Source organism: Pseudomonas azotoformans, from assembly GCF_900103345.1.
In the GTDB taxonomy this organism is placed as follows: Bacteria; Pseudomonadota; Gammaproteobacteria; order Pseudomonadales; family Pseudomonadaceae; genus Aquipseudomonas; species Aquipseudomonas azotoformans.
Map to the genome: position 1 here is coordinate 5,611,250 of NZ_LT629702.1, position 25,010 is coordinate 5,636,259.

At 59.8% G+C, this 25,010-nt stretch carries 29 protein-coding genes and 1 tRNA gene; 6 read left to right on the top strand and 24 right to left on the bottom strand.

All coding sequences use genetic code 11. From position 1 onward, the window contains the following. Positions 1 to 14 precede the first annotated feature (14 nt). The 15 genes from BLR69_RS30840 to BLR69_RS25420 form a co-directional block, all read right to left on the bottom strand. Positions 15 to 434, bottom strand: coding sequence for a hypothetical protein (locus BLR69_RS30840; protein ID WP_076955288.1), 420 nt, complete (start codon positions 432 to 434; stop codon positions 15 to 17). Next, the gene (locus tag BLR69_RS25355) at positions 412 to 648 is read right to left on the bottom strand and encodes a hypothetical protein (protein ID WP_071494242.1); all 237 of its coding nucleotides are present in this window, start codon (positions 646 to 648) and stop codon (positions 412 to 414) included. The genes BLR69_RS30840 and BLR69_RS25355 overlap by 23 nt, the downstream gene beginning before the upstream one ends. Before the next feature lie 87 nt (positions 649 to 735). Continuing rightward, entirely contained in the window at positions 736 to 1,305 is a 570-nt protein-coding gene (sctL, locus tag BLR69_RS25360; protein WP_232000937.1) for a type III secretion system stator protein SctL, read from the bottom strand. A gap of 35 nt (positions 1,306 to 1,340) precedes the next feature. Next, the gene (locus BLR69_RS25365) at positions 1,341 to 1,895 is read right to left on the bottom strand and encodes a type III secretion protein (protein ID WP_071494240.1); all 555 of its coding nucleotides are present in this window, start codon (positions 1,893 to 1,895) and stop codon (positions 1,341 to 1,343) included. Further along, on the bottom strand, positions 1,888 to 2,673 hold the full coding sequence (gene sctJ, locus BLR69_RS25370) for a type III secretion system inner membrane ring lipoprotein SctJ (RefSeq protein WP_071494239.1): 786 nt from the start codon (positions 2,671 to 2,673) through the stop codon (positions 1,888 to 1,890). The genes BLR69_RS25365 and sctJ overlap by 8 nt, the downstream gene beginning before the upstream one ends. Before the next feature lie 4 nt (positions 2,674 to 2,677). Next, a complete protein-coding gene (locus tag BLR69_RS25375; protein ID WP_071494238.1) occupies positions 2,678 to 3,037 on the bottom strand; it encodes a hypothetical protein in 360 nt (119 codons plus the stop codon). A gap of 466 nt (positions 3,038 to 3,503) precedes the next feature. Continuing rightward, positions 3,504 to 4,421 carry a sigma 54-interacting transcriptional regulator gene (locus tag BLR69_RS25380; protein ID WP_071494237.1) on the bottom strand — a complete coding sequence of 306 codons (918 nt, stop codon included), beginning with the start codon at positions 4,419 to 4,421 and terminating at the stop codon, positions 3,504 to 3,506. A 332-nt stretch (positions 4,422 to 4,753) separates the two neighbouring features. Next, complete coding sequence (gene ychF / locus BLR69_RS25385; protein WP_003171595.1) at positions 4,754 to 5,854, bottom strand: redox-regulated ATPase YchF; 1,101 nt, start codon at positions 5,852 to 5,854, stop codon at positions 4,754 to 4,756. A 21-nt stretch (positions 5,855 to 5,875) separates the two neighbouring features. Further along, positions 5,876 to 6,460: an aminoacyl-tRNA hydrolase gene (gene pth / locus BLR69_RS25390; protein ID WP_010213318.1), complete on the bottom strand. Its 585-nt coding sequence runs from the start codon at positions 6,458 to 6,460 to the stop codon at positions 5,876 to 5,878. 167 nt (positions 6,461 to 6,627) lie between these two features. Further along, the gene (locus tag BLR69_RS25395) at positions 6,628 to 7,224 is read right to left on the bottom strand and encodes a 50S ribosomal protein L25/general stress protein Ctc (RefSeq protein WP_071494236.1); all 597 of its coding nucleotides are present in this window, start codon (positions 7,222 to 7,224) and stop codon (positions 6,628 to 6,630) included. 137 nt (positions 7,225 to 7,361) lie between these two features. Then, a complete protein-coding gene (locus tag BLR69_RS25400) occupies positions 7,362 to 8,303 on the bottom strand; it encodes a ribose-phosphate pyrophosphokinase (RefSeq protein ID WP_003208392.1) in 942 nt (313 codons plus the stop codon). Between the two features lie 46 nt (positions 8,304 to 8,349). Continuing rightward, positions 8,350 to 8,424: transfer RNA gene (locus tag BLR69_RS25405), tRNA-Gln, on the bottom strand. 36 nt (positions 8,425 to 8,460) lie between these two features. After that, complete coding sequence (gene ispE, locus BLR69_RS25410; RefSeq protein ID WP_071494235.1) at positions 8,461 to 9,312, bottom strand: 4-(cytidine 5'-diphospho)-2-C-methyl-D-erythritol kinase; 852 nt, start codon at positions 9,310 to 9,312, stop codon at positions 8,461 to 8,463. 1 nt (position 9,313) lies between these two features. Next, positions 9,314 to 9,931 carry a lipoprotein insertase outer membrane protein LolB gene (gene lolB / locus BLR69_RS25415; protein ID WP_071494234.1) on the bottom strand — a complete coding sequence of 206 codons (618 nt, stop codon included), beginning with the start codon at positions 9,929 to 9,931 and terminating at the stop codon, positions 9,314 to 9,316. Positions 9,932 to 9,935: 4 nt separating this feature from the next. After that, on the bottom strand, positions 9,936 to 11,660 hold the full coding sequence (locus tag BLR69_RS25420) for a tetratricopeptide repeat protein (RefSeq protein ID WP_071494233.1): 1,725 nt from the start codon (positions 11,658 to 11,660) through the stop codon (positions 9,936 to 9,938). Between the two features lie 182 nt (positions 11,661 to 11,842). On the opposite strand from BLR69_RS25420, the gene hemA reads away from it, so the two are divergent. From hemA to BLR69_RS25450, 6 genes are all read left to right on the top strand, one after another. Further along, positions 11,843 to 13,132: a glutamyl-tRNA reductase gene (gene hemA / locus BLR69_RS25425; RefSeq protein WP_058423108.1), complete on the top strand. Its 1,290-nt coding sequence runs from the start codon at positions 11,843 to 11,845 to the stop codon at positions 13,130 to 13,132. Beyond that, positions 13,129 to 14,211 carry a peptide chain release factor 1 gene (gene prfA / locus BLR69_RS25430; protein ID WP_071494232.1) on the top strand — a complete coding sequence of 361 codons (1,083 nt, stop codon included), beginning with the start codon at positions 13,129 to 13,131 and terminating at the stop codon, positions 14,209 to 14,211. Before hemA ends, prfA begins: the two co-directional genes overlap by 4 nt. Beyond that, on the top strand, positions 14,212 to 15,042 hold the full coding sequence (gene prmC, locus BLR69_RS25435; protein ID WP_071494231.1) for a peptide chain release factor N(5)-glutamine methyltransferase: 831 nt from the start codon (positions 14,212 to 14,214) through the stop codon (positions 15,040 to 15,042). After that, the gene (locus BLR69_RS25440; RefSeq protein ID WP_071494230.1) at positions 15,036 to 15,791 is read left to right on the top strand and encodes a molybdopterin-synthase adenylyltransferase MoeB; all 756 of its coding nucleotides are present in this window, start codon (positions 15,036 to 15,038) and stop codon (positions 15,789 to 15,791) included. The genes prmC and BLR69_RS25440 overlap by 7 nt, the downstream gene beginning before the upstream one ends. Next, positions 15,784 to 16,578 (top strand): glutamate racemase, encoded by a 795-nt coding sequence (gene murI / locus BLR69_RS25445; protein WP_071494229.1) that lies wholly within the window; start codon positions 15,784 to 15,786, stop codon positions 16,576 to 16,578. Before BLR69_RS25440 ends, murI begins: the two co-directional genes overlap by 8 nt. 112 nt (positions 16,579 to 16,690) lie before the next feature. Continuing rightward, the gene (locus tag BLR69_RS25450) at positions 16,691 to 17,209 is read left to right on the top strand and encodes an acyloxyacyl hydrolase (protein WP_058423103.1); all 519 of its coding nucleotides are present in this window, start codon (positions 16,691 to 16,693) and stop codon (positions 17,207 to 17,209) included. Positions 17,210 to 17,295: 86 nt separating this feature from the next. Here the strand turns inward: BLR69_RS25450 and BLR69_RS25455 are convergent, their stop codons facing one another. From BLR69_RS25455 to BLR69_RS25495, 9 genes are read right to left on the bottom strand one after another with little or no spacing between them, the layout of a single operon-like run. Next, positions 17,296 to 17,601 carry a YkgJ family cysteine cluster protein gene (locus BLR69_RS25455; RefSeq protein WP_071494228.1) on the bottom strand — a complete coding sequence of 102 codons (306 nt, stop codon included), beginning with the start codon at positions 17,599 to 17,601 and terminating at the stop codon, positions 17,296 to 17,298. A 52-nt stretch (positions 17,602 to 17,653) separates the two neighbouring features. Beyond that, on the bottom strand, positions 17,654 to 18,139 hold the full coding sequence (locus BLR69_RS25460) for a DUF2878 domain-containing protein (RefSeq protein ID WP_071494227.1): 486 nt from the start codon (positions 18,137 to 18,139) through the stop codon (positions 17,654 to 17,656). Continuing rightward, positions 18,132 to 19,403 (bottom strand): SAM-dependent methyltransferase, encoded by a 1,272-nt coding sequence (locus BLR69_RS25465; RefSeq protein WP_071494226.1) that lies wholly within the window; start codon positions 19,401 to 19,403, stop codon positions 18,132 to 18,134. The genes BLR69_RS25460 and BLR69_RS25465 overlap by 8 nt, the downstream gene beginning before the upstream one ends. Continuing rightward, positions 19,390 to 20,199 (bottom strand): DUF1365 domain-containing protein, encoded by an 810-nt coding sequence (locus BLR69_RS25470; RefSeq protein ID WP_071494225.1) that lies wholly within the window; start codon positions 20,197 to 20,199, stop codon positions 19,390 to 19,392. Before BLR69_RS25470 ends, BLR69_RS25465 begins: the two co-directional genes overlap by 14 nt. Further along, positions 20,196 to 21,443: an NAD(P)/FAD-dependent oxidoreductase gene (locus tag BLR69_RS25475; protein WP_071494224.1), complete on the bottom strand. Its 1,248-nt coding sequence runs from the start codon at positions 21,441 to 21,443 to the stop codon at positions 20,196 to 20,198. Before BLR69_RS25475 ends, BLR69_RS25470 begins: the two co-directional genes overlap by 4 nt. Continuing rightward, the gene (locus BLR69_RS25480; protein ID WP_071494223.1) at positions 21,440 to 22,222 is read right to left on the bottom strand and encodes an SDR family NAD(P)-dependent oxidoreductase; all 783 of its coding nucleotides are present in this window, start codon (positions 22,220 to 22,222) and stop codon (positions 21,440 to 21,442) included. Before BLR69_RS25480 ends, BLR69_RS25475 begins: the two co-directional genes overlap by 4 nt. Beyond that, the gene (locus tag BLR69_RS25485) at positions 22,219 to 22,641 is read right to left on the bottom strand and encodes a nuclear transport factor 2 family protein (protein WP_071494222.1); all 423 of its coding nucleotides are present in this window, start codon (positions 22,639 to 22,641) and stop codon (positions 22,219 to 22,221) included. The genes BLR69_RS25480 and BLR69_RS25485 overlap by 4 nt, the downstream gene beginning before the upstream one ends. Continuing rightward, positions 22,634 to 24,079: a deoxyribodipyrimidine photo-lyase gene (phrB, locus tag BLR69_RS25490; RefSeq protein ID WP_071494221.1), complete on the bottom strand. Its 1,446-nt coding sequence runs from the start codon at positions 24,077 to 24,079 to the stop codon at positions 22,634 to 22,636. The genes BLR69_RS25485 and phrB overlap by 8 nt, the downstream gene beginning before the upstream one ends. After that, positions 24,080 to 25,009 carry a MerR family transcriptional regulator gene (locus BLR69_RS25495; protein ID WP_071494220.1) on the bottom strand — a complete coding sequence of 310 codons (930 nt, stop codon included), beginning with the start codon at positions 25,007 to 25,009 and terminating at the stop codon, positions 24,080 to 24,082. Position 25,010 lies beyond the last annotated feature (1 nt).

Genomic DNA, 25,010 nt, shown 5'->3' on the forward strand with positions numbered 1-25,010 from the left:
ATAGGTTCTCTATTTCAGTGCAGCGGCTTACGTAACGCAGTGGCGTGGCTCTTGCGCGCAGGTTTCGCTTGGCGAGCAACGACTCTGCGCCAGGTATCGCGCTGGTTCAGGAGTGCCTCAAGAGCGTTCAACAGTTGGTCCAGGCTGCAACCCCGTGACAGGCCTTGCATCAGCCAGAGGTGGCCGGTACTGGGACATAGGGCCAGTGTGCCCTTGAAATGCGCCAGGCTGGGTCCTCCGAGACGCAGCCAGGCCTGCAATGGGTAGCTTGTGAGACCAGGGCGAGTCAGTTGAATACGCAGCAGCAGATGATTTTCATGGCAATTCAGGCTCAGCTCGTCGTCGTTTTCATACAGCCTCGCGTTCGATTGATGGCCATTCAAACAATCAAGCAAGGCTGAGCGCCAATCATCAGGAGCTGTTTGCGAGAACATAGTTGATCGTCTCGTTCTTGAGGCTGTGCAAGGCTGACGCCATCGACATTTTCTTGGCCATGCCGAGTGATTGCTCGGTCATCTGGGTGAACAGCGTTTTCAGCTCTTCTATGTCTTGCATTTCATGAATGCCATTTGTGAATTGACTGAAGTTTCTTTCGTCCTGGGCCAGCTCTCGGTATAGCTTCGGAAGCCTGCGGTCGTCACCAATCATGGGTTGTCTCCGGTGGTTGCTAGCTGATGTGTGGCCGCAGATGTGTAACAGGTTCCATCTGTCTGGAAATTTGTTAAAAAACATCGCTCACCGACACCGTGAGTCACTTGAGGGGGGGGGTATCAGATGGTCCAGAGCATCGACCCAATTGATATGAAGGCCGCCGTCTTCTGTTTCGAGCAGCAGTGACTGGGCGCTGACTTCGTTGTCGACTCGAGGTGTCCAAGGCACATCCCCCCGGCGAGCGAGCCACTGCTCGACGGCTTCTCGGTCTTGTGGATGGCACAGCAGGGTTGCGCTGACGGGCGGCAGTTGAGCCGCCAGCAGTTGGTTGAGTAGGGCGCTGATGCGTTGAGGGGGCACGGTCTCATCCAGGAAACCCCGAATGGCGGTGTTGATCACTGAGGTCGCGACCTGTTCCAGGCCCTCATGCATCGCCTGACGTTCCGACTCCCAGCGTTGCAGAATGGGGTTGGCGCGTTGCCAGAAGTGTTCGCGTGCATCTTCCACCACACGCTCACACTGGGCTTGAGTCTGTTCTATGAGTGAACGTGCCTGAGCTTGGGCGTGCTCGATCAACTTGCTGGCCTGAGTGAAGTCGACAAGCATTTCCCGAGGAATCAGAGCCGACGGCAACGGTGTGTTAACGGTGTGCACCTCGATTTTTTTGCCGCAGAACATACTGGGGGTTCTCACGAAGGCAGGTGTTGGGTTTCGTTGAGGGGGGTTGAAGTTGCCCGCCAGAGCGCGGCTTGCCACATGGTGTCCAAGCGGCCGTGGGTGCTGAGCAACCTGGGGTGGGATTCCAGTTCAAGTACTCGCTCGCGGGCAAAGCTCAGACGCAAACGCTGCCAGATGGCCGGTGATACCCAGGCGCGCAGGTAATGCAGCGGGTCGTCAACGTTCACCGGCAACAGCACCTCGGGTGTCATTGCCTTGGTCAGGCGCTGGCACCAGAGGTGATGTGCCTGGTTCAAGCGGCTGTCGTGGCTGGGGTTGTCTATTTCTCTGACCAATAAAAGAGCAAGGTCTTGTTGTGACGGACTACAGGTCAGTACCAGTTGAAATACAGGCTCAGAAGGGCGGGGAGGAAGTTCAGGCTCGATCTCGAACAGAAGGCTCACCCGTTGATGATAAGCGCGTGAAAGCGCCTCTGTTTCCACAAAGCGGTTCTGCATGCGCCAGTCGCGGTGCGCGTTTTCCCATGGGGAAACCCACCATCGAACCCACATGAGGTTCTTATTCATAAGAAGGTACGGTCGCAGACTCTTTCGGCGGGTTGTCCTTGGTCCGTCGGCGCCAGAATAACCATGCAGCACCTCCCAGCAGTAAGGCGATCAAGGAGGCCATGATACTGGTGCGCCAGAACACGAGGTCTTGCTCCGGTACCAGGAAGGGCCCGAGGTAGTTGAGTTGCTGCGTCTCCTGATAAGCGGTAGCCGGCACGAAAACGACGGTCAGTTTTTGCGTATTTTCTATCGCTGAGGCCATACCGGGGATGCTGCTGGCAACCATTCTGCGCACGCGCGGTTGAATGTTGTCGGGGTCTAGTCGCGGATCATGCTTGATAAACACCGAGGCGGACGCCGGTTGTACCGGTTCTCCAGGCGCCACCCGCTCCGGCAGCACAACATGGACACGCGCAACGATCACACCATCGATGTTCGACAGCGTGGCTTCCAATTCTTGTGACAGTGCATAGATATAGCGCGCCCGCTCTTCCAGCGGGGTGGAAATTACCCCCTCTTTGCGAAAGATATCTCCTAACGTGGAGCGGCCCACTTTGGGTAGACCGGCGGCCTCCAGCGTGCGAACAGCACGGCTGATGTCGTTGGCCCGGACGCGAACGACCACGCCGTCTTTGGCCGGAATCTTCTGGGCGCGGATCTGCTTGTCCGCCAGCTCGGCAACGACTTCGTTGGCTTCCTGCTCGGACAACTGGCGATGGAGTTCAACACTCTCACCGCAGCCGGCGAGCATCAATGTCGATAAACAAAAGAGTGTGATGGATAGATAGCGATGCATGCGTCTAAGCCAGGTTGGAGATTTTATCGACGCCTTTCACCAGCATGCCGAGCACCTTGACTCGACTGACCACTTCAAAATTCGCGAGGGCGAGTGATTGTGGCAGTGCATAGGATTCTTTGGTCTGCTTGTTCCGCAGGGTGTCATCCATCCCTTTTTTCACGCGCTTGAACGACGACTCAGAAGCGCTCAGGTTGAATAAGCTAACGGGAATAACAGGGGGGGTACTTTTGAAGAGCTCTGCGGAATGATCAAGTTGCGCGTTGAAGAAATTCATATCAGCGATCTCATCAAATGCGGCGGGCGATTCAGCCAGAACCCCCCTGGACCCTATTTTCACGCGCTCGGCGTCGTCGATGTACATATGAAACTCCTTGAAATCTGTCTATTACAGTGCTGGCGATGACAGGGGTACTGGCACTCCCCAGCGCCAGCAGGGGAGGCCAGGATTACTTAGCGTGGATATTGGACCTTGCCAGCGATCGTCATTTTCGAGTTGGCGCTATCAACCGCCTTGCTTGTCTTCGTGTCTTGGACGCCTTCTATGAGTCTCTCAACGGCAGTTTGCTGATTTTGTAGCCTGGCCCACGCTGCTGTACTATCTACCGGACTAATTGGAGTAGTCATTCAAGTTACCTCTTTACTGAATATGAGAGTGTGCAGCGGTGGTTCTGCGTCTGCACAGTTTTTGAGCGATTGTGCTGCTCATATCCTGAGTGACTGATGCCGTGAGATTCGTTCCTGATTTTAACAAGGTGTATGTTTGTAAATATTTCAAGCTTGTTTAAAGTGAGTGAGCTTGAAATCAGCTCGGCTAACTCTGCTTGGCTTCAAGGGGTGAATACTTTTAGTTGTTTCATTCGATAGTAAAGCGTGCGAAGCGCGACCCCCAACTCTGTGGCTGCACTGTCGACGCTGTGTTCATGCCGCTGCAGCGACTCTTCAATCAATACTTTTTCGATCTGTTGCAGGCGTGCCTTCAAATTCATCTCTGTCTGGGGGGTAACGCTCGTAGGGAGCGGGGTTAGGCCCAACACGAAGCGTTTAGCGGCTGAACGAAGTTCGCGAACGTTGCCGAGCCAGGGGTGGCAGAGTAATTGCTGTAGTAGCGCGCCTGCTGGCGCTTGCACGGGGCACTTAAAGGCCTCTGCTTCTTGTTTGATCATATTAAGAAACAACGGAATAATGAGCTCCCGTCGCTCCCGCAAAGGGGGAAGATGGATATTGACGATATTGAGACGGAAATACAGATCCCGTCGAAAGGCGCCTCGTTCCACCATCTCATGCAGGGACTGCTGGGCAGAAGCGATGACACGCATATCCACTTGGATGAATCGGGTCGAGCCCAGGCGTTCGACCCCTCGACATTCCAGTACCCGCAGCAGCTTGGCTTGGAGCGACAACGGCATGCTATCGATTTCGTCGAGGTACAAGGTGCCCAAATGGGCGGCTTCTACAAAGCCGGCCCGCGATTGCATCGCGCCGGTATAGGCACCGCTGTTGACACCGAACAATTGGCTCTCGGCAAGGGTTTCCGGTATGGCGGCACAGTTGACCGCAACAAAGTTTCCTTTGCGTCCGGATAAACAATGTATGCGTTGCGCCAGAGTGTCTTTTCCTGTGCCTGTTTCTCCGAGTAACAGAACATCAATGTTGAGTGGGGCGGTATTGCTGATAGCGTATTCAATGTCAGGGCAGTCGATGAAAGGTATGTCATTCAACAAGTTGTTTTGGTCAGGGATCAGCATAATGCTCCACTACTTTCGCAACTTTGTGGGGGGCGTCGGTTTCAGTAAACCGTAAACCAACAAGGTTGTCATCGTGTTTGCATGGAAGGGCGGTTGCTGACAAGTCTGAATGGGAAAGTTCTTGGAAAATGCAAGAGGCTGTTCGGCTTATATGTTCTTACGGGTGTAGGGGGAGTCTTTAATTTTGATGGAGTAGTTTGATGGGAGACTGATTTGTGTTGGGCCGGTCTCGTTTTAGGTGCTTCAAATAGTGTGTATAAGTGTGTAAAAGTTTAAAGGGGGTACAAAAAAGCCGATGCAGGGCATCGGCTTTTGATTCACAGCAGCGACGTTTACACGTTGAAACGGAAGTGCATCACATCGCCATCTTTCACGATGTACTCCTTACCTTCCAAACGCCACTTGCCCGCTTCCTTGGCACCGGCCTCACCCTTGAACTGGATGAAGTCGTTGTAGGCAATCACTTCGGCGCGGATAAAGCCTTTTTCGAAGTCGGTGTGGATCACGCCGGCAGCCTGTGGTGCGGTGGCACCGACCTTGACGGTCCAGGCGCGCACTTCTTCGACGCCGGCAGTGAAGTAGGTCTGCAGGTTGAGCATTTCATAACCGGCGCGGATCACACGGTTCAGGCCAGGTTCTTCCAGGCCCAGGGCCTCGAGGAACATGTCTTTTTCTTCACCGTCATCCAGCTCGGCGATTTCCGCTTCGATCTTGTTGCACACCGGCACCACGATGGCGCCTTCTTCGTCGGCGATGGCCTTGACCACGTCCAGCAGTGGGTTGTTCTCGAAACCGTCTTCAGCGACGTTGGCGATGTACATCACCGGCTTGGTGGTCAACAGGTGGAAACCCTTGATCACGGCCTTCTCGTCGGCACCCATGTTCTTCATCAGGCTGCGTGCCGGCTTGCCTTCGGTGAAGTGCGCGATCAACTGCTCCAGCAGGCCTTTCTGGACAACCGCGTCCTTGTCGCCACCCTTGGCGTTACGCGCGACTTTCTGCAGTTGCTTCTCGCAGCTGTCGAGGTCGGCGAAGATCAGTTCCAGGTCGATGATCTCGATATCGCGTTTCGGGTCGACACTGTTGGAGACGTGAATCACGTTCTCGTCTTCAAAGCAGCGGACCACGTGGGCGATGGCATCGGTCTCGCGGATGTTGGCCAGGAACTTGTTGCCCAGGCCTTCACCTTTCGACGCACCGGCAACCAGGCCGGCGATGTCGACGAATTCCATGGTGGTCGGCAGGATGCGCTTGGGATTGACGATGGCCGCCAGGGCGTCCAGGCGTGGATCCGGCATCGGCACGATACCGCTGTTGGGCTCGATGGTGCAGAAGGGGAAGTTCTCCGCCGCAATACCGGACTTGGTCAGGGCGTTGAACAGGGTGGATTTGCCGACGTTGGGCAGGCCGACGATGCCGCAATTGAATCCCATGGTGTTTCCCCTCGATAAGAGTCAGGCCTTCTGGCTGTGCAGGTTTTTCATCGCGCGGTTCCATTCACCGGCGAAGATATCCGGCAGCACGCCGAGGGCAAAGTCGATGCTGGCATCGAGTTTTTCCTGTTCGGCGCGTGGCGCACGACCCAGGACGAAATTTGAAACCATACTGGCAACGCCTGGGTGGCCAATGCCAAGCCGCAGGCGGTAGAAATTATTCTGATTACCCAACTGCGCGATGATGTCGCGCAGGCCATTGTGCCCGCCATGTCCGCCGCCCAGCTTGAGCTTGGCAACGCCGGGTGGCAGATCCAGTTCGTCATGGGCCACCAGGATTTCTTCGGGTTTGATCCGGAAGAAGCCCGCTAGCGCCGCGACAGCCTGGCCGCTGCGGTTCATGTAGGTGGTGGGAATCAGCAGACGAACATCCTGACCCTGGTGCGAGAAGCGCCCGGTCAGGCCGAAATATTTGCGATCGGCCACCAGGTTCACACCTTGGGCGTGGGCGATGCGCTCAACAAAAAGGGCCCCCGCGTTATGCCGGGTCTGTTCGTATTCGGCGCCTGGATTTCCCAGGCCAACGATCAGTTTAATGGCAGTCACGACAGGGGCCCTTCCTTTGGAGTTGTGGATAACATCGCCAGACCTGAGTGCGGCGAAAGTGGACGACACTACATCATTTACTCAAGAGTAAACGCCGCGTTATCGCCCGCTTTCTCGCTACGTTTCGGTCCGCGATGTTTCCTCAAGCTCCGGCAATACAGAGTGAATTACTCTGCAGCGCCTTCTTCAGCTTCTGGAGCAACGCGTGGAGCGTGAACGTTGGCAACAGCTTTGTCATCGTTGTGAGCCAGTGCAACGAACTCAACGCCTTTAGGAGCTTTGAGGTCGGACAGGTGAACGATGGTGCCGATTTCAGCAGCCGACAGGTCGACTTCGATGAACTCAGGCAGGTCTTTCGGCAGGCAAGTCACTTCGACTTCGTTCAGAACGTGCGAAATTTCGCCGCCTTTCTTGACCGGCGCTTCTTCACCGATGAAGTGAACAGGCACGATAGCGGTCAGTTTCTGGCCAGCTACAACGCGAACGAAGTCGGCGTGCATGATGAACTGCTTGGACGGGTGACGCTGCATCGCTTTAACGATGACGTTCTGCTTGGCGCCGTCGACGTTCAGCTCGATAACATGGCTGTAGGCAGCTTCGTTTTCGAACAGCTTGGCGATTTCCTTGGCCAGGATGGTCACGGATTCAGCAGGCTTGTTACCACCGTATACAACGGCTGGGATGTTGGCGGCGTGACGCAGGCGGCGGCTCGCACCTTTCCCCAGGTCAGTACGCGCTTGGGCGTTCAGAGTAAAGTCAGTCATTTTGTATCTCCAAAATAGCCATCATCGAGCGGCGTTTGCGACCAGCGCCGGCCTCGACATGGGCAAAAAAGCCCCGCCCCAACAGAATGTCGGGGCGGGGCGCTTTTCGTCAGTGGAATGTACCGAAGGTTTGACCCTTAGCGGAACATCGCGCTGATCGATTCTTCATTGCTGATGCGGCGAACCGCCTCGGCAACAACCGGTGCGATATCCAGTTGACGGATACGCGAACAGGCTTGAGCAGCTGCGGACAACGGGATGGTGTTGGTCACCACCAGTTCGTCCAGCATGGAATTTTCGATGTTCTCGATCGCTCGGCCCGACAGCACAGGGTGTGTGCAGTAGGCGAAGACTTTAGCCGCACCGTGCTCTTTCAAGGCTTTCGCCGCGTGGCACAGGGTGCCGGCGGTGTCGACCATGTCATCAACCAGAATACAGGTACGCCCTTCGACATCACCGATGATATGCATCACTTCAGAGTGATTGGCTTTCTCGCGGCGTTTGTCGATGATCCCGAGGTCCACGCCCAGGGATTTGGCAACGGCCCGTGCACGCACGACGCCACCAATGTCCGGGGACACGATCATCAGGTTTTCAAAGCGCTGGTCTTCGATGTCATCCACCAATACGGGGGAGCCGTAGATGTTATCTACCGGAATATCGAAGAACCCCTGGATTTGGTCAGCGTGCAGGTCAACCGTGAGAACACGGTCGATACCTACCACGGTCAGCATGTCAGCAACGACTTTCGCGCTGATGGCCACACGTGCGGAACGCGGACGGCGATCCTGACGGGCATAACCAAAGTAAGGGATTACAGCTGTGATTCGAGTCGCTGAGGAGCGGCGGAAGGCATCAGCCATCACGACGAGTTCCATCAGGTTATCGTTGGTCGGAGCGCAGGTCGGCTGAATAATGAAGACGTCTTTACCGCGGACGTTTTCATTGATCTCGGCTGTAATTTCGCCGTCGGAGAATTTACCGACAGAGATGTCACCGAGAGGGATATGCAGCTGACGTACGACACGTCGAGCCAGATCGGGGTTGGCGTTCCCCGTAAAGACCATCATCTTGGACACGCGCAGTACCTAGAGGCTGAGGGTAACCTGGATGAGTATAGGAAAATGGCAGGGGCGGCTGGATTCGAACCAACGCATGGCAGGATCAAAACCTGCTGCCTTACCGCTTGGCGACGCCCCTGTATCTGTTGCAACGAGTGCCTAACACTCGGTTCCTTTAGAGCAGACTTTGCAGCTTGCGATGCAACATCGAAACGTTGCTTCCCTTTGCTACAAACCCTGTAAGGGTCTCTGTAAGAAGGGCCGAGACTTTATCAGCTTCAGCTTTGCTTGGGAAGCCCCCAAACACACAACTTCCAGTTCCGGTTAATTTTGCTTCGGTAAATTTACCTAACAAATTCAAAGCGTTACGTACCTCTGGATAACGCCTTGCTACAACCGGTAAGCAGTCATTTCGACTGTTTCCCTTGGGAACGGGGCGCACTTTAATGGGAGAAGAGTTACGTGTCAACAACGGATCTGAAAAAATTTCTGCTGTACTTACAGATACTTGCGGCACAAGCACGACATACCACGGCTCTTCGGGGTATTCCGGGGTGAGTTTCTCCCCCACGCCCTCGGCGAAAGCCGCGTGCCCACGCACGAAAACCGGGACGTCGGCGCCCAGTTTCAGGCCCAGTGCGGCCAGGCGATCATGGTCCCAGCCCAGTTGCCACAAGTGATTCAGACCCAGCAGAGTCGTCGCGGCATTCGAGCTGCCACCGCCGATGCCACCGCCCATGGGCAGGATTTTATCGATCCAGATATCGATGCCGAGCGGGCAACCGGATTGCTCCTGAAGTTTTTTTGCGGCCTTCACGATCAGGTTGCTGTCGTGAGGCACGCCTTCGAATTCGGTATGCAGCTTGATCACGCCATCGTCGCGTACGGCGAAGGTCAGCTCGTCGCCGTAGTCGAGGAATTGAAACAACGTCTGCAATTCGTGGTAGCCGTCTTCACGGCGACCCAGGATGTGCAGCATCAGGTTGAGCTTGGCCGGGGAGGGCAGGGTCAATGTTTGTACGGACACGTTATTGCCCCAGTTTGCGTGGTTGCCAGTCCTTGATCACCAGTGTGACGTCAAGGTCGGGGCCGTGCAGCTTGATGCGCTCGGGCAGCGAATAGCCGCTTTGCTCTACGTAGCTCAAATACTCGACCTGCCAGCCATCCTGTTCCAGGGTGGCCAGGCGGCTGTCGCCGTTGAGGCTCAGGCGACTCTTGCTGTCAGGCGCGGGCAGGCCACGGACCCACCACACCAGGTGAGACACCGGCAGTTTCCAGCCGATCTGTTGTTCCAGCAATTCTTCCGGAGAAGTCGCTTCGTAGCGGCCTTGGTTGGCCACTTCAAGGCTGACTTGCCCCGGCCGGCCGGTCAGGCGTGCGGCACCACGGCCCAGCGGACCCGACAGGCGAATATCGTAGTAGTCCTGGCGTTGCAGCCAGAACAGCGTTCCGCTGCCGGAATCTTTCGGCGCGCGAACCCCCACTTTGCCTTCGATCTGCCAGCCATCGATGCTGCTGAGTTGGTCTTTGTGCTGCTTCCATTGCGCCGGGTTGCCCTGGCCTTCAACGGATTCACGGCTGCCGATGCCCGCGCAACCGGCGAGCAGGGCGATGAAGCTGAACATAACAACGTGGCGCAAAAACATAAGCTTAAAGGGTCTCGGATCCGGTCAGGCGCTTGATGGTGCTGCGCAGGATGGGGCTTTCGGGTTGTTCCTTGAGGAATTTTTCCCAGATTTGGCGTGCTTCGCGCTGTTTGCCATTGGCCCACAGCACTTCGCCCAGGTGCGCGGCGACTTCCTGGTCGGGGAAGCGTTCCAGTGCCAGGCGCAACAAGCGTTCGGCTTCGTCCAGGTTGCCCAGGCGGTAATTCACCCAGCCCAGGCTGTCGAGCACGGCCGGGTCCTCCGGGTTGAGCTTGTGGGCTTGCTCGATCAGCACCTTGGCTTCGTCGTAGCGCGTGGTGCGGTCGGACAAGGTGTAGCCCAGGGCGTTTAGGGCCATGGCGTTGTCCGGATCGCGCTTGATGATCAGGCGCAGGTCTTTTTCCATCTGCGCCAGGTCATTGCGTTTTTCCGCCTGCATGGCGCGGGTGTACAGCAGGTTCAAATCATCCGGGAATTGCAGCAAGGCTTGTTGCAACAGCTTCCAGGCGCGCTCGCCCTGGTTGTTGGCCGACAGGGTTTCAGCCTGGATCAGGTAGAGCTGGATCGCGTAGTCCGGTTCGGCATCCCGCGCGGCGGCCAGGCGTTTCTCCGCCTCGTCGGTGCGGCCGTTGCTCATCAGGATGTCGGCCTGGCGCAATTGGGCGGGCAGGTAGTCGTTGCCGGGGCCGACCTGGGCATATTCGAGCAGGGCGGCTTGCGGATCGTTGCGCTCTTCGGCGATACGGCCGAGGTTCAGGTGCGCCGAATCCACATGGCTTTCACGTTGGATCAGCTCCTCCAGGTAACCCTTGGCCTCGTCCCAGGCCTTGGCTTCCAGGCACACCAGTGCCAGGGAATAACGCAATTCGTCGTCATCCGGGTATTGCTGGACCAGGTTGGCGAACTGCACTTTGGCGTCCTCCATGCGGTCCTGTTCCACCAGCATGCGTGCGTAAGTCAGGCGCAGGCGCTTGTCGTCCGGATACTTCTTGAGGCTTTTTTCCAGCAGCGGAATCGCTTCCTTGCCGCGATTGAGGTTCTGCAGCAGGCGTGCGCGCAGCAGGATCGGCGCGATTTCGCCTTCTTCCGGCGGATTCTGCTCCAGCAGCTTCAGCGCCGCGTCGGCTTCGTCGTCCTGCTGCAGCAGCAACGCCTTGCCGAAAATCAGCTGGCTGTTCTTCGGATGCTTTTGCAGCAGGCGGTCGAAACTCTTCATCAGGCCATTGCGCGTGTCCTGGTCGGTGTCGGCAGCCGACAGCGCGAGGAAGTCGAAATGGGTGTCGCCCTTGCCCTGCAGGACTTTCTCCATATAGATCATGGAGTCGTCATAGCGCCCGGCGCGTGCCAGTTGAATGGCCGCGGCCCGTTGTGCCTCCAGGTCGTCCGGTGCGTTTTTCGCCCAGATCAGCGAGGAGTCCAGTGCAGCCTGATCGGCCCCCAGGTACTCGGCGATGCGGAAGGCTCGCTCGGAAATCCCCGGATCCTGGGTGTTGATGGCCTGGGTCACGTAGTTATCCAGCGCAATATCGAAGCGATTGCGCTGGCCGGCCAGTTCCGCGGTCAGCAGGCTGTACACCGTTTCTTCGGTGAACGAGGAATAAACCTTGGGCTTTTCAGGGGCGGGTGTGCTGTCTTCCACCGGTGGCGTACCGTCCGGCGACACGGGGGCCATGGCCTGGCAGCCGCTGAGAAAGACAAAGGCGAGGAGCAACGCGGAAGATCTATTCATATAGGAAGAGGACGACTAACCTGCGGTCGGATCATCATGACACAAGCCTTCGGCCAAACATAACCGAGTCTCAGTTGATGCCTTTATAGACACAAGGCATTAGGACAATAGACGACGGTGGTTGTTCTGAATCTTTCGAAGTAGGACAATTGTCGGCTTCCCGACATCATCAGCGATATTGAATGGCCTTCCTCGCACTCGGTATTAACCACAAGACTGCCTCCGTAGACGTGCGCGAGCGCGTGGCGTTCACGCCGGAGCAGTTGGTTGAGGCCCTGCAGCAGCTCTGTCGGCTCACCGACAGTCGCGAAGCTGCGATCCTTTCGACCTGCAACCGCAGCGAGCTTTATATAGAGCAGGAGCATCTTTCAGCGGATGTCGTGCTGCGCTGGCTAGCCGATTACCATCATTTGGACCTCGATGACCTTCGCGCCAGCGCTTATGTGCACGAAGAGGATGCGGCAGTTCGTCACATGATGCGTGTGGCGGCCGGTCTCGATTCGCTGGTGTTGGGCGAGCCGCAGATTCTGGGCCAGATGAAGTCCGCCTACGCTGTGGCGCGTGAGGCCGGCACTGTCGGCCCGCTGCTGGGGCGGCTGTTCCAGGCCACCTTCAATTCTGCCAAGCAGGTGCGCACCGACACCGCCATCGGTGAAAACCCGGTGTCCGTGGCGTTTGCCGCCGTCAGCCTGGCCAAACAGATTTTCAGTGACTTGCAACGCAGCCAGGCGCTGCTGATCGGCGCTGGCGAGACCATCACCCTGGTTGCCCGCCATCTGCATGACCTGGGCGTGAAGCGTATCGTGGTCGCCAACCGCACATTGGAGCGCGCCAGCATCCTCGCCGAGCAGTTCGGCGCCCATGCGGTGTTGCTGGCGGACATTCCGGCCGAACTGGTGCGAAGCGATATCGTCATCAGCTCCACCGCCAGCCAACTGCCGATCCTGGGCAAGGGCGCGGTCGAGAGCGCGCTGAAGCTGCGCAAGCACAAGCCGATCTTCATGGTGGATATTGCCGTTCCCCGGGATATCGAACCCGAAGTCGGCGAGTTGGACGACGTTTACCTCTACAGCGTCGACGATCTGCACGAAGTGGTCGCCGAAAACCTCAAGAGCCGCCAGGGCGCCGCCCAGGCTGCCGAGGAAATGGTCAGCACCGGCGCCGAAGACTTCATGGTGCGCCTGCGTGAACTGGCGGCGGTGGACGTGCTCAAGGCGTATCGTCAGCAAGGCGAACGCCTGCGCGACGAGGAATTGATCAAGGCCCAGCGCTTGCTGGCCAACGGCAGCAGCGCCGAGGAGGTGCTGATGCAACTGGCCCGTGGCCTCACCAACAAATTGCTGCATGCACCCAGTGTGCAACTGAAAAAGCTTACCGCCGAAGGCCGCCTCGATGCGCTGGCCATGGCCCAGGAACTCTTTGCCCTCGGTGAGGGCGCGTCAGATAGCTCTTCGGATAAAAAACCGCAATGAAAGCGTCACTGCTCAATAAACTGGACGTGCTCCAGGACCGTTTCGAAGAACTGACCGCCTTGCTCGGCGATGGCGAGGTCATCTCCGATCAGACCAAATTCCGTGCCTATTCCAAGGAATACGCCGAAGTTGAGCCCGTTGTGGCCACTTACAAGAATCTGCTGAAGGTGCAGGCCGACCTTGAAGGTGCCCAGGCACTGCTCAAGGACAGCGACCCGGACATGCGCGAAATGGCCGTGGAAGAAGTCCGCGAAGCCAAGGAAAAACTCGCCGAGCTGGAAGGCGACCTGCAACGCATGCTGCTGCCCAAGGACCCGAATGACGGGCGCAACGTGTTCCTCGAAATCCGTGCCGGCACCGGCGGTGACGAGGCGGCGATCTTCTCCGGCGACCTGTTCCGTATGTACTCGCGGTATGCCGAACGTCGCGGCTGGCGCGTAGAGATCCTGTCCGAGAACGAAGGCGAACACGGCGGCTATAAAGAAGTTATCGCACGGGTCGAGGGCGACAACGTCTACGGCAAGCTCAAATTCGAGTCCGGCGCGCACCGCGTGCAGCGTGTCCCCGCGACCGAGTCCCAGGGCCGTATCCACACTTCGGCGTGCACCGTTGCCGTGTTGCCAGAACCGGACGAGCAGGAAGCCATCGAGATCAACCCGGCCGACCTGCGCATCGACACCTACCGCTCCTCGGGCGCCGGTGGCCAGCACGTCAACAAGACCGACTCGGCGATCCGCATCACGCACTTGCCGTCGGGCATCGTGGTGGAGTGCCAGGAAGAACGCTCCCAGCACAAGAACCGTGCGCGGGCCATGTCCTGGTTGTCGGCCAAACTCAATGACCAGCAGACCAGCGCCGCCGCCAACGCGATTGCCAGCGAGCGCAAATTGCTGGTGGGTTCAGGCGACCGCTCCGAGCGCATTCGTACCTACAACTTTGCCCAGGGCCGGGTCACCGACCATCGGGTCAACCTCACCCTTTACTCCTTGGACGAGATCCTTGCCGGAGGCGTGGACGCGGTGATCGAGCCGTTGCTCGCCGAATACCAGGCCGATCAACTGGCCGCGATAGGTGAATAAATGACCATCATCGCCAGCTTGCTGCGCGCCGCCGACCTGCCCGACTCGCCCACGGCGCGCCTGGATGCCGAATTGTTGCTGGCGGCTGCCCTGGGCAAGTCGCGCAGTTACCTGCATACCTGGCCCGAGAAAATCGTCAGCAGCGAGCACGCGCTGGCCTTTGCCGGCTACCTGCAACGCCGTCGCGGCGGTGAGCCGGTGGCCTATATCCTCGGCCAGCAAGGCTTCTGGAAGCTGGACCTGGAGGTCGCGCCCCACACGTTGATCCCGCGCCCGGATACCGAATTGCTGGTGGAAACCGCCCTGGAATTGTTGCCCGCCACGCCAGTCAAGGTCCTCGACCTCGGCACTGGCAGCGGCGCCATCGCCCTGGCTCTGGCCAGCGAACGCCCCGCCTGGCAGGTCACCGCTGTCGACCGTGTGCTGGAAGCCGTGGCCCTGGCCGAGCGCAACCGCCAGCGGCTGTACCTCACTAACGCCACGGTGCTGAACAGCCATTGGTTCAGCGCGCTGCAAGGTCATCGTTATGACCTGATCATCAGCAACCCGCCGTACATTGCCGCCAACGATCCGCACCTGGTGGCGGGCGACGTGCGTTTCGAGCCGGCCAGCGCATTGGTGGCCGGCCATGATGGCTTGGACGACCTGCGCCTGATCATCAAAGAAGCCCCGGCCCACCTGAATGCCGGTGGCCGGCTGTTGCTGGAGCACGGTTACGACCAGGCCCCGGCCGTGCGCGACCTGCTGTTGAGTGAAGGGTTTGAAGAGGTGCACAGCCGCATCGACCTCGGCGGCCATGAGCGCATCACCCTGGGGCGCCGGCCGTGCTGACCGATCAGGAGCTGTTGCGCTATAGCCGGCAGATTCTGTTGCAGCATGTCGACATCGACGGCCAGTCGCGCCTGAAAAACGGCCGTGCCTTGATCGTCGGCCTCGGTGGCCTGGGTGCGCCCGTCGCGTTGTACCTCGCAGCTGCCGGCGTCGGCGAGTTGCATCTGGCGGACTTCGACACGGTCGACCTGACCAACCTGCAACGCCAGATCATCCATGATACCGACAGCGTCGGGCAGACCAAGGTCGACTCGGCTCTACGTCGCCTGGCGGCGATCAATCCCGAGATTCAACTGGTCCCCCATCGCACCGCGCTGGATGCCGACTCCCTGGCGGCGGCGGTTGAAGCGGTCGATGTGGTGCTCGATTGCAGCGACAACTTCTCCACCCGCGAAGCCGTCAACGCGGCCTGCGTCGCCGCCGGCAAGCCCTTGATCAGCGGCGCGGCGATCCGTCTTGAAGGGCAACTGTCGGTGTTCGACCCGCGTCGCGCCGACAGCCCGTGCTACCACTGTTTATATGGGCACGGCAGCGATACCGAACTCACCTGCAGCGAGGCTGGTGTGGTCGGCCCACTGGTCGGTGTGGTCGGCAGCCTGCAAGCCCTGGAAGCATTGAAACTGCTGGCCGGTTTCGGTGAGCCGTTGGTAGGCCGCTTGTTGCTGATCGACGCCCTGGCCACGCGCTTTCGCGAGTTGCGCGTCAAGCGTGACCCCGGTTGCAGCGTGTGCGGGACGCCACATGGTTAAGGGCGCGCCGATCGGTGTGTTCGATTCCGGTATCGGTGGCTTGACCGTGCTGGACGAAATCCAGCAGCTATTGCCCCAGGAATCACTGCTGTACGTGGCCGATTGCGGACACATCCCCTACGGCGAGAAAAGCCCGGCATTTATCCTTGAACGCTCCCGGCAGGTGGCGGCATTTTTCCAGGCGCTGGGCGCCAAAGCCTTCGTGATTGCCTGTAACACCGCCACCGTTGCCGCTGTCGCCGATCTGCGCCTGGATTATCCGGATTGGCCGCTGGTGGGCATGGAGCCCGCCGTCAAACCTGCCGCTGCGGCCACCCGCAGTGGCGTGGTCGGGGTGCTTGCCACCACCGGCACGCTGCAAAGCGCCAAGTTCGCCGCATTGCTCGACCGTTTCGCCACCGATGTGAAGGTCATCACCCAGCCGTGCCCGGGCCTGGTGGAGCTGATCGAAAGCGGTGACCTGACCAGCCCGGCCTTGCGCCAGTTATTGCAGGGCTATATCGACCCGTTGCTCAGCGCCGGTTGTGACACCATCATCCTCGGCTGCACCCACTATCCCTTCCTCAAGCCACTCCTGGCGCACATGCTGCCCCCCAGCATTATCCTCATCGACACCGGCGCCGCCGTGGCCCGCCAGCTCAAGCGTTTGCTGGGGGAGCGCGACCTATTGGCCGTCGGCAATCCAGCACCAGCACAGTTCTGGACCAGCGGAGATGTGTGTCACCTAAGAAATATCCTACCGACACTATGGAAATATCCGGGCGTTGTGAGAAGCTTCGGCTCGTGAAAATTTCGTGAAATTCCAGCGTTATTAGCTGGAACTTCTGATTACACGCCAGCTTCTATAGCGAGATAGCCTGTACAAAACCATATAACTTCGTTCGGAAAGGATGTTTCTTATGAAGCGCTTGTTCTGTTTGGCTGCGATTGCGGCCGCTGTAGTGGGGCACTCTGTTTCGGCACAGGCCGCTGGCCTGGAACTGGGGGTGGGGAGCACCAGCGATTCGACCATGACCTACCGGCTGGGGCTGACATCGGACTGGGATAAGAGTTGGTGGCAGAGCGATACCGGTCGATTGACCGGTTACTGGAGTGGTGCCTACACCTATTGGGATGGGGACAAGCGAGCCAGCGCCAGCAGCCTGTCGTTCTCGCCGGTGTTTGTGTATGAATTTGCCGGGGAATCGGTGAAGCCTTACATCGAGGCCGGGATCGGGGTCGCAGTGTTTTCCCGCACCAAGCTGGAAGACAACAACATCGGCCAGGCCTTTCAGTTCGAAGACCGCCTGGGTTTCGGCCTGCGCTTCGCGGGTGGGCATGAGGTGGGGATTCGTGCCACGCATTACTCCAATGCGGGTATCAGCAGCAATAACGATGGTGTAGAGAGCTACTCGTTGCACTACACCTTGCCGTTATAACCCTCGAAACAACGGTTAACACGCAGACTTGTAGTGAGCGAGCTTGCCTCGCGCGGGGCAAGCCCGCTCACTACAAAAGCCAATGTTCAGCGGTAGGCGGTAGCGATACCCTGTCGTTCTTCCAGGCACTCCGGCGCGCCCATCTCGAACTCCCGACAAATCAGTGGCCGTCGCTCGTAGATCGTGCACATCATGGTGTCCCGGTCCAGCGCCGCGCACCAGCCGTCGTCCAGGCGCAGCATCACTTCACCGCCCCAGTCATCGGTATCGATATAGCGTTCCGGTACGCCGGTGTCGGTGATCAGCATCACTTCCAGCTGGCAGCAGCAGGCCGCGCACGTCGAGCAGGTAACGGCGGGTTCGGCGATTTGAGTGTGGGGGATGTTGGGCATGGCGGCAGCTTCAAGCTTTGAGCGGCAAGCTGCAAGTAAAAGCCGACCGGTTTCAGTTTTTTCTGGCAGCGCTTGCCAGCAGTACAAAGAGCAAAGCCCACAGCAGTGCCAATCCGAACAGGCTCGGCCCCAGGGCGTACCCGAAACTCACGCCTGCCAATTGACTGCCTGCGTAGTAGGACATCGGCCCGCCCACGGCACCCAGTAAGGCTGCGCGCCACCAGGGCTGGGTACTCCACGCCAGGCAATGACGCAGTGTGGTTGCCAGTAGCGCCCATAGCAGCATCAACCAGAGCGGAATCAAAGGCCCAGGCTCGATGAACTGAAAGAAACCAACGGTGCGCAATACCGTATCCACCAACGTACCCAACACCGCCACGCTCAGGATCAACCTGCCGTCTTCAGCCCACGAACTTATCCACAGCAGGTGAACTGCCAGCACGGCAAGCCCCACCATTAACCACGCGCTGTCCCCACCCAGCACACAGGCAAACCAACCGCACTGAAACAGCACGGCATTGGCCAGCGTCTTAAGCATTGAAGCGCCCGAGCAGCGGCGGGTTGATCGCCGATGGCTTGGCCAGCAGTAATTGCGCGGTGCCAATGGTGCGCTCCATGAAGCCGCCTTCGCAGTAGCACAGGTAGAACTCCCACAGGCGCAGGAAGTATTCGTCGTAACCCAGCTCGGCGAGGCGACCGTGGGCGCGGCGGAAGTTCTCATGCCACAGGCGCAGGGTTCGTGCGTAGTGCAGGCCGAAATCCTCCATGTGCAGCAGGTTCATGTCGGTGTCGCGGCTGACGATGTGCAGCATGTTCTGCACACAGGGCAGGGCGCCGCCGGGGAAGATATAGCGCTGGATAAAATCCACGCTGCGCTTGGCCTGTTCAAAGCGTTGCTCACGAATGGTGATGGCTTGCAGCAACATCAGCCCATCGTTCTTGAGCAAATGCGCGCACTGTTTGAAGTAGGTCGGCAGGAAGCGATGGCCCACCGCCTCGATCATCTCGATGGACACCAGCTTGTCGTATTGGCCGGTGAGGTCGCGGTAGTCCTGCAGCAGCAGCGTGACCTGGCCTTGCAACCCCAGGGCTTCGATGCGCTGTCGGGTGTAGGCGAACTGTTCCTTGGAGAGGGTGGTGGTGGTGACCTGGCAGCCGTAATGCTGCGCCGCGTACAGCGCCATGCTGCCCCAGCCGGTGCCGATCTCCAGCAGGTGGTCGGTGGGCTTGAGGGCAAGCTTCTGGCAGATGCGCTCCAGCTTGTTCAACTGCGCCTGTTCGAGGGTGTCGTCGGGCGTCAGAAACTGCGCCGCCGAGTACATCATGGTTGGGTCGAGGAATTCTTCGAACAGGTCGTTGCCCAGGTCGTAGTGTGCGGCGATGTTCTTCTGCGAACCCTTGCGTGTGTTGCGGTTGAGCCAGTGCAGGCCCTGGGTGAACGGCCGCGCCAGGCGTGCCATGCCACCTTCCATTGCGTCGAGCACGTCCAGGTTGCTGACCATCACCCGTACCACGGCGGTCAGGTCCGGGCTGGTCCAGTAACCGTGGATAAACGCTTCGCCGGCGCCGATGGACCCGCTGGCGGCCACCAGGCCCCACACGGCAGAGTCCAGAATCTGGATTTCTCCCAGCAAGTGCGCTTCCCGCGCGCCGAAGACTTGCCGCTCGCCGTCCTCGATCACCACCAACTGGCCATGGCGCAGTTGGCTGAGCTGGCGCAATACCGCCTTGCGCAGCAGCGCGGCGGTCATGCCGTTGACGTTCAGGCGGTGAGTCTTGACCGATAAGCTAGGGGATTTCATGGCGGCGATCCTTGGTGTACCCGACTGCGGTGCGAGAGGCGCCATCGGCGGCCCGGTGGGAAAAAATCGGCGTGCGTTTGAGCAACAGGCGCAGGGCCTGCCAATAAATGGCAAGACAGGTCTTGGCGGTCATCCAGGGGAAGCGCCACAGGTAGCGATGCAGGCTGGCGCGATCCAGCGTTTCTTTCTCCAGGCTCAACGTGGCGTCGAAGACTTTCTGCGTGCCCTGCCAATCGGCCATGTGCACGCCGAGCCTGGCGGCGGGAGGGCTGAAGCTCATGCGGTATTCCAGGTCGCGGGATAGAAACGGCGACACATGGAACGCCTTGGCCACGGCGAAATGCTGGTGCTCATCGGCGCCCAGGGCCTGAGCCGGCAGCACGTAGTGATAGCGTTCGCGCCATGGGGTGTTGGTCACTTCACACAGGATCGCGGCCAGACGTCCGTCGGCCTCGAAGCAGTAGAAGAAACTCACGGGGTTAAAAGCCAGGCCCCAACTGCGGGCCTGGGTCAGTAGGCAGATAACGCCCTGGGGTGTATGCCCCAGTGCCTTGCCGACTTCCTGGCGCACGGCATCGCTCAAGCTCATGCCGGTGCGCGTCCATTCACGCAGGTAATCCTGCTGACGAAAACCGAAGGGGGCCAAGCGGCTGCGCCCGGCCAGGGGCGAGAGCCCAAGCACTTGGTGTTCTTCGCTCAAATCCAGGTACAGCAGGCCGATGCGGTAACGAAAGGCATGGGCCTTGGGCGCAAACCGCCGATGGGCGATCCAGCCGCTGTACAGGGCGCTGTTCACAGGGTTTCCCCAAAGGCTTCGGCCACGCGCAATGCGCTGACCACGCCGTCTTCGTGAAAGCCGTTGGCCCAGTACGCGCCGCAATAGAACGTATGGCGCACACCGGATATTTCCTCGCGACGCGCTTGTGCCGCCACCGCCGCCAGGCTGTATTGCGGGTGGGCGTAGGTGTAGCGGGCAAGCACCTTCAGCGGGTTGATCATTGGCGTCTGGTTGAGGCTGACGCAAAACGTGGTAGCGCTGTCGATGCCTTGCAGGATGTTCATGTCATAGGTCACCGCCGCCTGTGCCTGGCGATTGCCGGTCAGCCGGTAATTCCAACTGGCCCAGGCGAGTTTGCGGTCGGGCAGCAGGCGGGTGTCGGTGTGCAGCACCACGTCGTTGTCGGCGTAGGGCATGGCGCCGAGAATCTCCTGTTCGGCCTGGCTCGGGTCGGCCAGCAACGCCAGGGCCTGGTCGCTGTGGCAGGCGAACACCACGCAATCAAAGACTTCACTGCCGGCAGGGCTGTGGATGACCACGCCGTCATCGGTGCGCGCCACTTTATGCACAGCGCAGTTGAGGCGGATCTGTTCGCGAAAGCTGCGGGTCAAGGGTTCGATGTAGTTGCTTGAACCACCCTCGATCACACACCACTGCGGACGGTTGTTCACCGAGAGCAACCCGTGGTTCTTGAAAAAGCGCACAAAGAACTGCAACGGGAACCCCAGCATATCGGCCAGGGACATCGACCAGATCGCCGCGCCCATCGGCACGATGTAGTGCCGCACAAACCGCTCGCCGTAACCGCCGGCGGTGAGGTAGTCGCCCAGGGTCATGTCGGCGTTGATGCGCTGCTCCTGCAGATCCAGCGGCGCCTGGCGGTTGAAGCGCAGGATATCGCGCAACATGCCCCAGAACCCCGGCGACAGGATGTTGCGACGCTGGGCAAACAGGCTGTTGAGGTTGTTGCCGTTGTACTCGAACCGGGTGTTCTCGTCGCACACCGAAAAGCTCATCTCGGTCGGTTTGAACGCCACCCCGATCTGCCCCAGCAGGCGGATGAAGTTGGGGTAGGTCCAGTCGTTGAACACGATGAAGCCGGTGTCGACCGCGTAGCGTTTACCCTCGACGGTGACGTTGACCGTGTGGGTATGCCCGCCGATGCGGTCGCCCGCTTCGAACAGGGTGATGTCGTGACGGCGGCTGAGCAGATAGGCGCTGGTCAGCCCGGCGATGCCGCTGCCGATAATGGCGATCTTCACAGGTCGTCCTTTTTCGGCGGCGGGCTGCGCAACATGCGCTTGCCGATGATCAGTTGCGCACGGTTCGGCAGTTTCGACAGGGGCCACAACGTGGCGATGAACAAGGCGGGAAAGGCGATTTCCAGCGGGCGCTTTTCCAGCTTGGCGAAAATGTGCCGTGCGGCTTTATCCGCCGACCAACTGAGGGGCATGGGGAAGTCATTGCGCTCGGTCAGCGGCGTGTCGACAAAGCCCGGGCTGATCACGGTGACGTCGATATTTTCCGGCGACAGGCTGATACGCAAGGATTCGAACAGGTAGCGCAGACCCGCCTTGGACGCGCCATAGGCCTCGGCGCGGGGCATAGGCAGGTACGTCACGGCGCTGGCGACACCCACCAGGTGCGGCGTGTGCCCGGCGCGCAGCAGCGGCAGGGCGGCTTCGATGCAATAACTGCTGGCCAGCAGGTTGGTACGCACCACGTGCTCGATGATCGATGAGTCAAACTGCCGGGCATCCACGTACTCACAGGTGCCGGCATTGAGGATGACCGTGTCCAGGGCGCCCCAGGCCACACCGATGCGTTCGCCGATCTCACGCACGGTCTGGCTGTCGGTCAGGTCGCCGGCCACCACCAGCACCTGGCCAGGGTAACGTTGGGCGAGGGCTTCCAGCGGGCCTTTCGAGCGTGAGCTCAAGGCGACGTGGGCGCCGCTGTTGAGCAACTCCACGGCCAGCGCGGCACCGATGCCACTGCTGGCGCCGGTCAGCCAATAACGGCGAGGCAATGTACGGCTCATCCCATTCTCCTTTTCAGCCAGCCAACGACGTTGCCCAACACGGGCAAGTGTTCGTAGAGCATGGCGCCGGCATCGAAATAATCACGATGGCGGTACACCTTGTCGCGCCACATCAAGTGCGAACAGCCCTCCACCCGGATCACCTTGCCGTTGGCCAGGCGTGGGTGGCAGAAACTCATTTTCCAGCGCAGGTAACCTTCACCTTCGGCTACCTGGTCGAAACCGTGGAAGTCGAAGCGTAGCTGGCTGACGTTGCTGTACAGCTCGACGAAGTAGCGGTGCAGGGCGGGCAGGCCCTGCACCTCGTGCAGTGGGTCGGCAAAGCGGATGTCCTGGCTGTACAGGCTGTCGAGCAGGTGCAGGTTGTGCTTGTCCAGCGTGGAAAAGGCCTGGGCGAAGCGGCGCAGGAAGTCACTCATACTCGCCCCCTGCGGCTTGTCGCGAGGGCAGGCTGCGGAAGGCGGCCAGGGCGCGCTCACGGGATTTCTTCAGGTCGACAATCGAACGCGGGTAATCCGCCACGCCAAACAAACCGCCGACGGCTTCGGGGTTGTGTACTTCTTTTTTATTCAGCGCGGCCAGTTCCGGCAGCCAGTGCTTGATGAACACGCCTTCGCTGTCGAATTTTTCCGACTGGCTCAAGGGGCTGAAAATCCGGAAGTATGGCGCCGAGTCGGTGCCGGTGGACGAACTCCACTGCCAGCCGCCGTTATTGGCCGCCAGGTCGCCGTCGATCAGGTGGCGCATGAAGAAACGCTCGCCCTCGCGCCAGTCGATCAGCAGGTTCTTGGTCAGGAACATCGCCACCACCATGCGCAGGCGGTTGTGCATCCAGCCGGTTTCGAGCAGTTGGCGCATGGCCGCGTCGATGATCGGCAGGCCGGTGCGCGCTTGCTGCCAGGCGGCCAGGTCCTTGGGCGCGTTGCGCCAGGCGACGGCTTCGGTCTCGGGGCGGAACGCCCGGTGGCGCGACACCCGTGGGTAACCCACCAGGATGTGTTTGTAGAACTCACGCCACAGCAGTTCGTTGATCCAGGTGATGGCGCCCATGTCGCCGCTTTCAAACTCGCCGCCGTTGGTTTGCAGCGCGGCGTGCAGGCACTGGCGCGGCGATACCACGCCGGCGGCGAGGTACGCCGACAGCTGGCTGGTGCCGGGCTTGGCGGGAAAGTCGCGCTCGTCCTTGTAGTAGCTGATCTGTTGGTCGGCGAAGGCGTCGAGGCGGCGCCAAGCTTCGTCTTCACCGGCGGGCCAGAGGGCACGCAGAGTCTCGCTGGGCGGCTCGAAACCGTCGACTGTCTTCGGGACTGGGTCGCTTTTCAGCGTGAGCGCAGCCTGGGCCTTGGGTGCCGCGACTATCCGGGGCAGGGCGCTGTGCAGGCGGCTGTAGCAGACCTTGCGGAATTGGCTGAACACCTGGAAGTAGGTGCCGGTCTTGGTCAACACGCTGCCGGGCTGGAAGAACAGTTGGTCCAGGTAGCTGTGGAAGCTGATGCCCACCGACTCCAATGCCTTGGACACGGCCGCATCACGACGGCTTTCATGGATGCCGTATTCCTCGTTGACGTGCACCGACTCCACCGCCAGTTCACGGCACAGCGTGCCCAGCACGTCGGGCACCTGGTCCCAGGTGGCGGCGGTACGGATCAGCAGGGGAATGTTCAGTTCGCCGAGTGCCTTGCTCAGGTCGTCCAGGTTGCGCAGCCAGAAATCCACCTTGCACGGTGCATCGTCATGGGCCAGCCATTGTTCGGGCGTGATCAGGTACACGGCGGCGATCGGCCCCCGCTGGCTCGCGGCGGTCAGGGCGGTGTTGTCGTGTAGGCGCAGGTCGGTGCGCAGCCAGATCAAATGCATTTAAACGAGTCCACGCTGGATCAGTAGCTGGTGGGCCGACAACAACTCTTCGGCGACGAACAATTCAGGGGTGTCATGGGTTAATACGGCCAGCTCGGCCTGGTGGATGCATACCGTTGGTCCGACGACCAACTTTGGGCAACGGACGCCGCCCAAAAGTTTTGCCAGCGCCGACACATGCAGCGCTTTGCTCGAATACAGCAGCACGGCCCGCGGTTGCAGGTGCTCCACCGCCAGGGCCAGTTCACCGGCGGGCAACGACCAGTCGAACACTTCCACCGGGCAATCGGCACTGCTGGCGAGCCAGGCGCTGAGCCACAGGTGTGGCTCCAGGGGCAGGTCGGACTGATTGACCAGCAACAACGGCGCGCCGTGCAGCTGGCGATTGTTGTGGTAAATGCGTGCGCCGAATTTGCTGCGCAGCCATGAGAGGAAAAACACCCGCTCCATCTGCGCGCCGAACTGGCCTTGCCAACGTTGTTCCAGCTCTTGCAGCAGCGGCAGCATCAATTGCTCGCACAACGTGCGCGGCGGGTACAGCGCCATGGCCTGGTTGAAGGCGTCATCGACCCGGCGTTCGCTCAATTCGCTGATGGCTTGCACCAGGTTCTGGCGCAGGCTGTGCCACTCGTTTTCCACCGCCTCGGGAAGAGACTGGGCCGAGTCGATCAGGCCTTTGACCTGGCTCACCGGCACGCCGCGATTGAGCCAGGTGAGGATGGTGTGGATGCGCTGCACATGCTCGGCGCTGAACAGCCGATGGCCCTTGGGCGTGCGCTGGGGCACGATCAGGCCGTAACGGCGTTCCCAGGCGCGCAGGGTCACGGCGTTGACGCCGGTCTGGCGCGCCACTTCGCGAATCGGCAGCCAGCCCTCTTCCAGGGCTTGGGCGATGTCTTCGCCGGGTTCGTCTAGCAGGGCAGCTTTCATG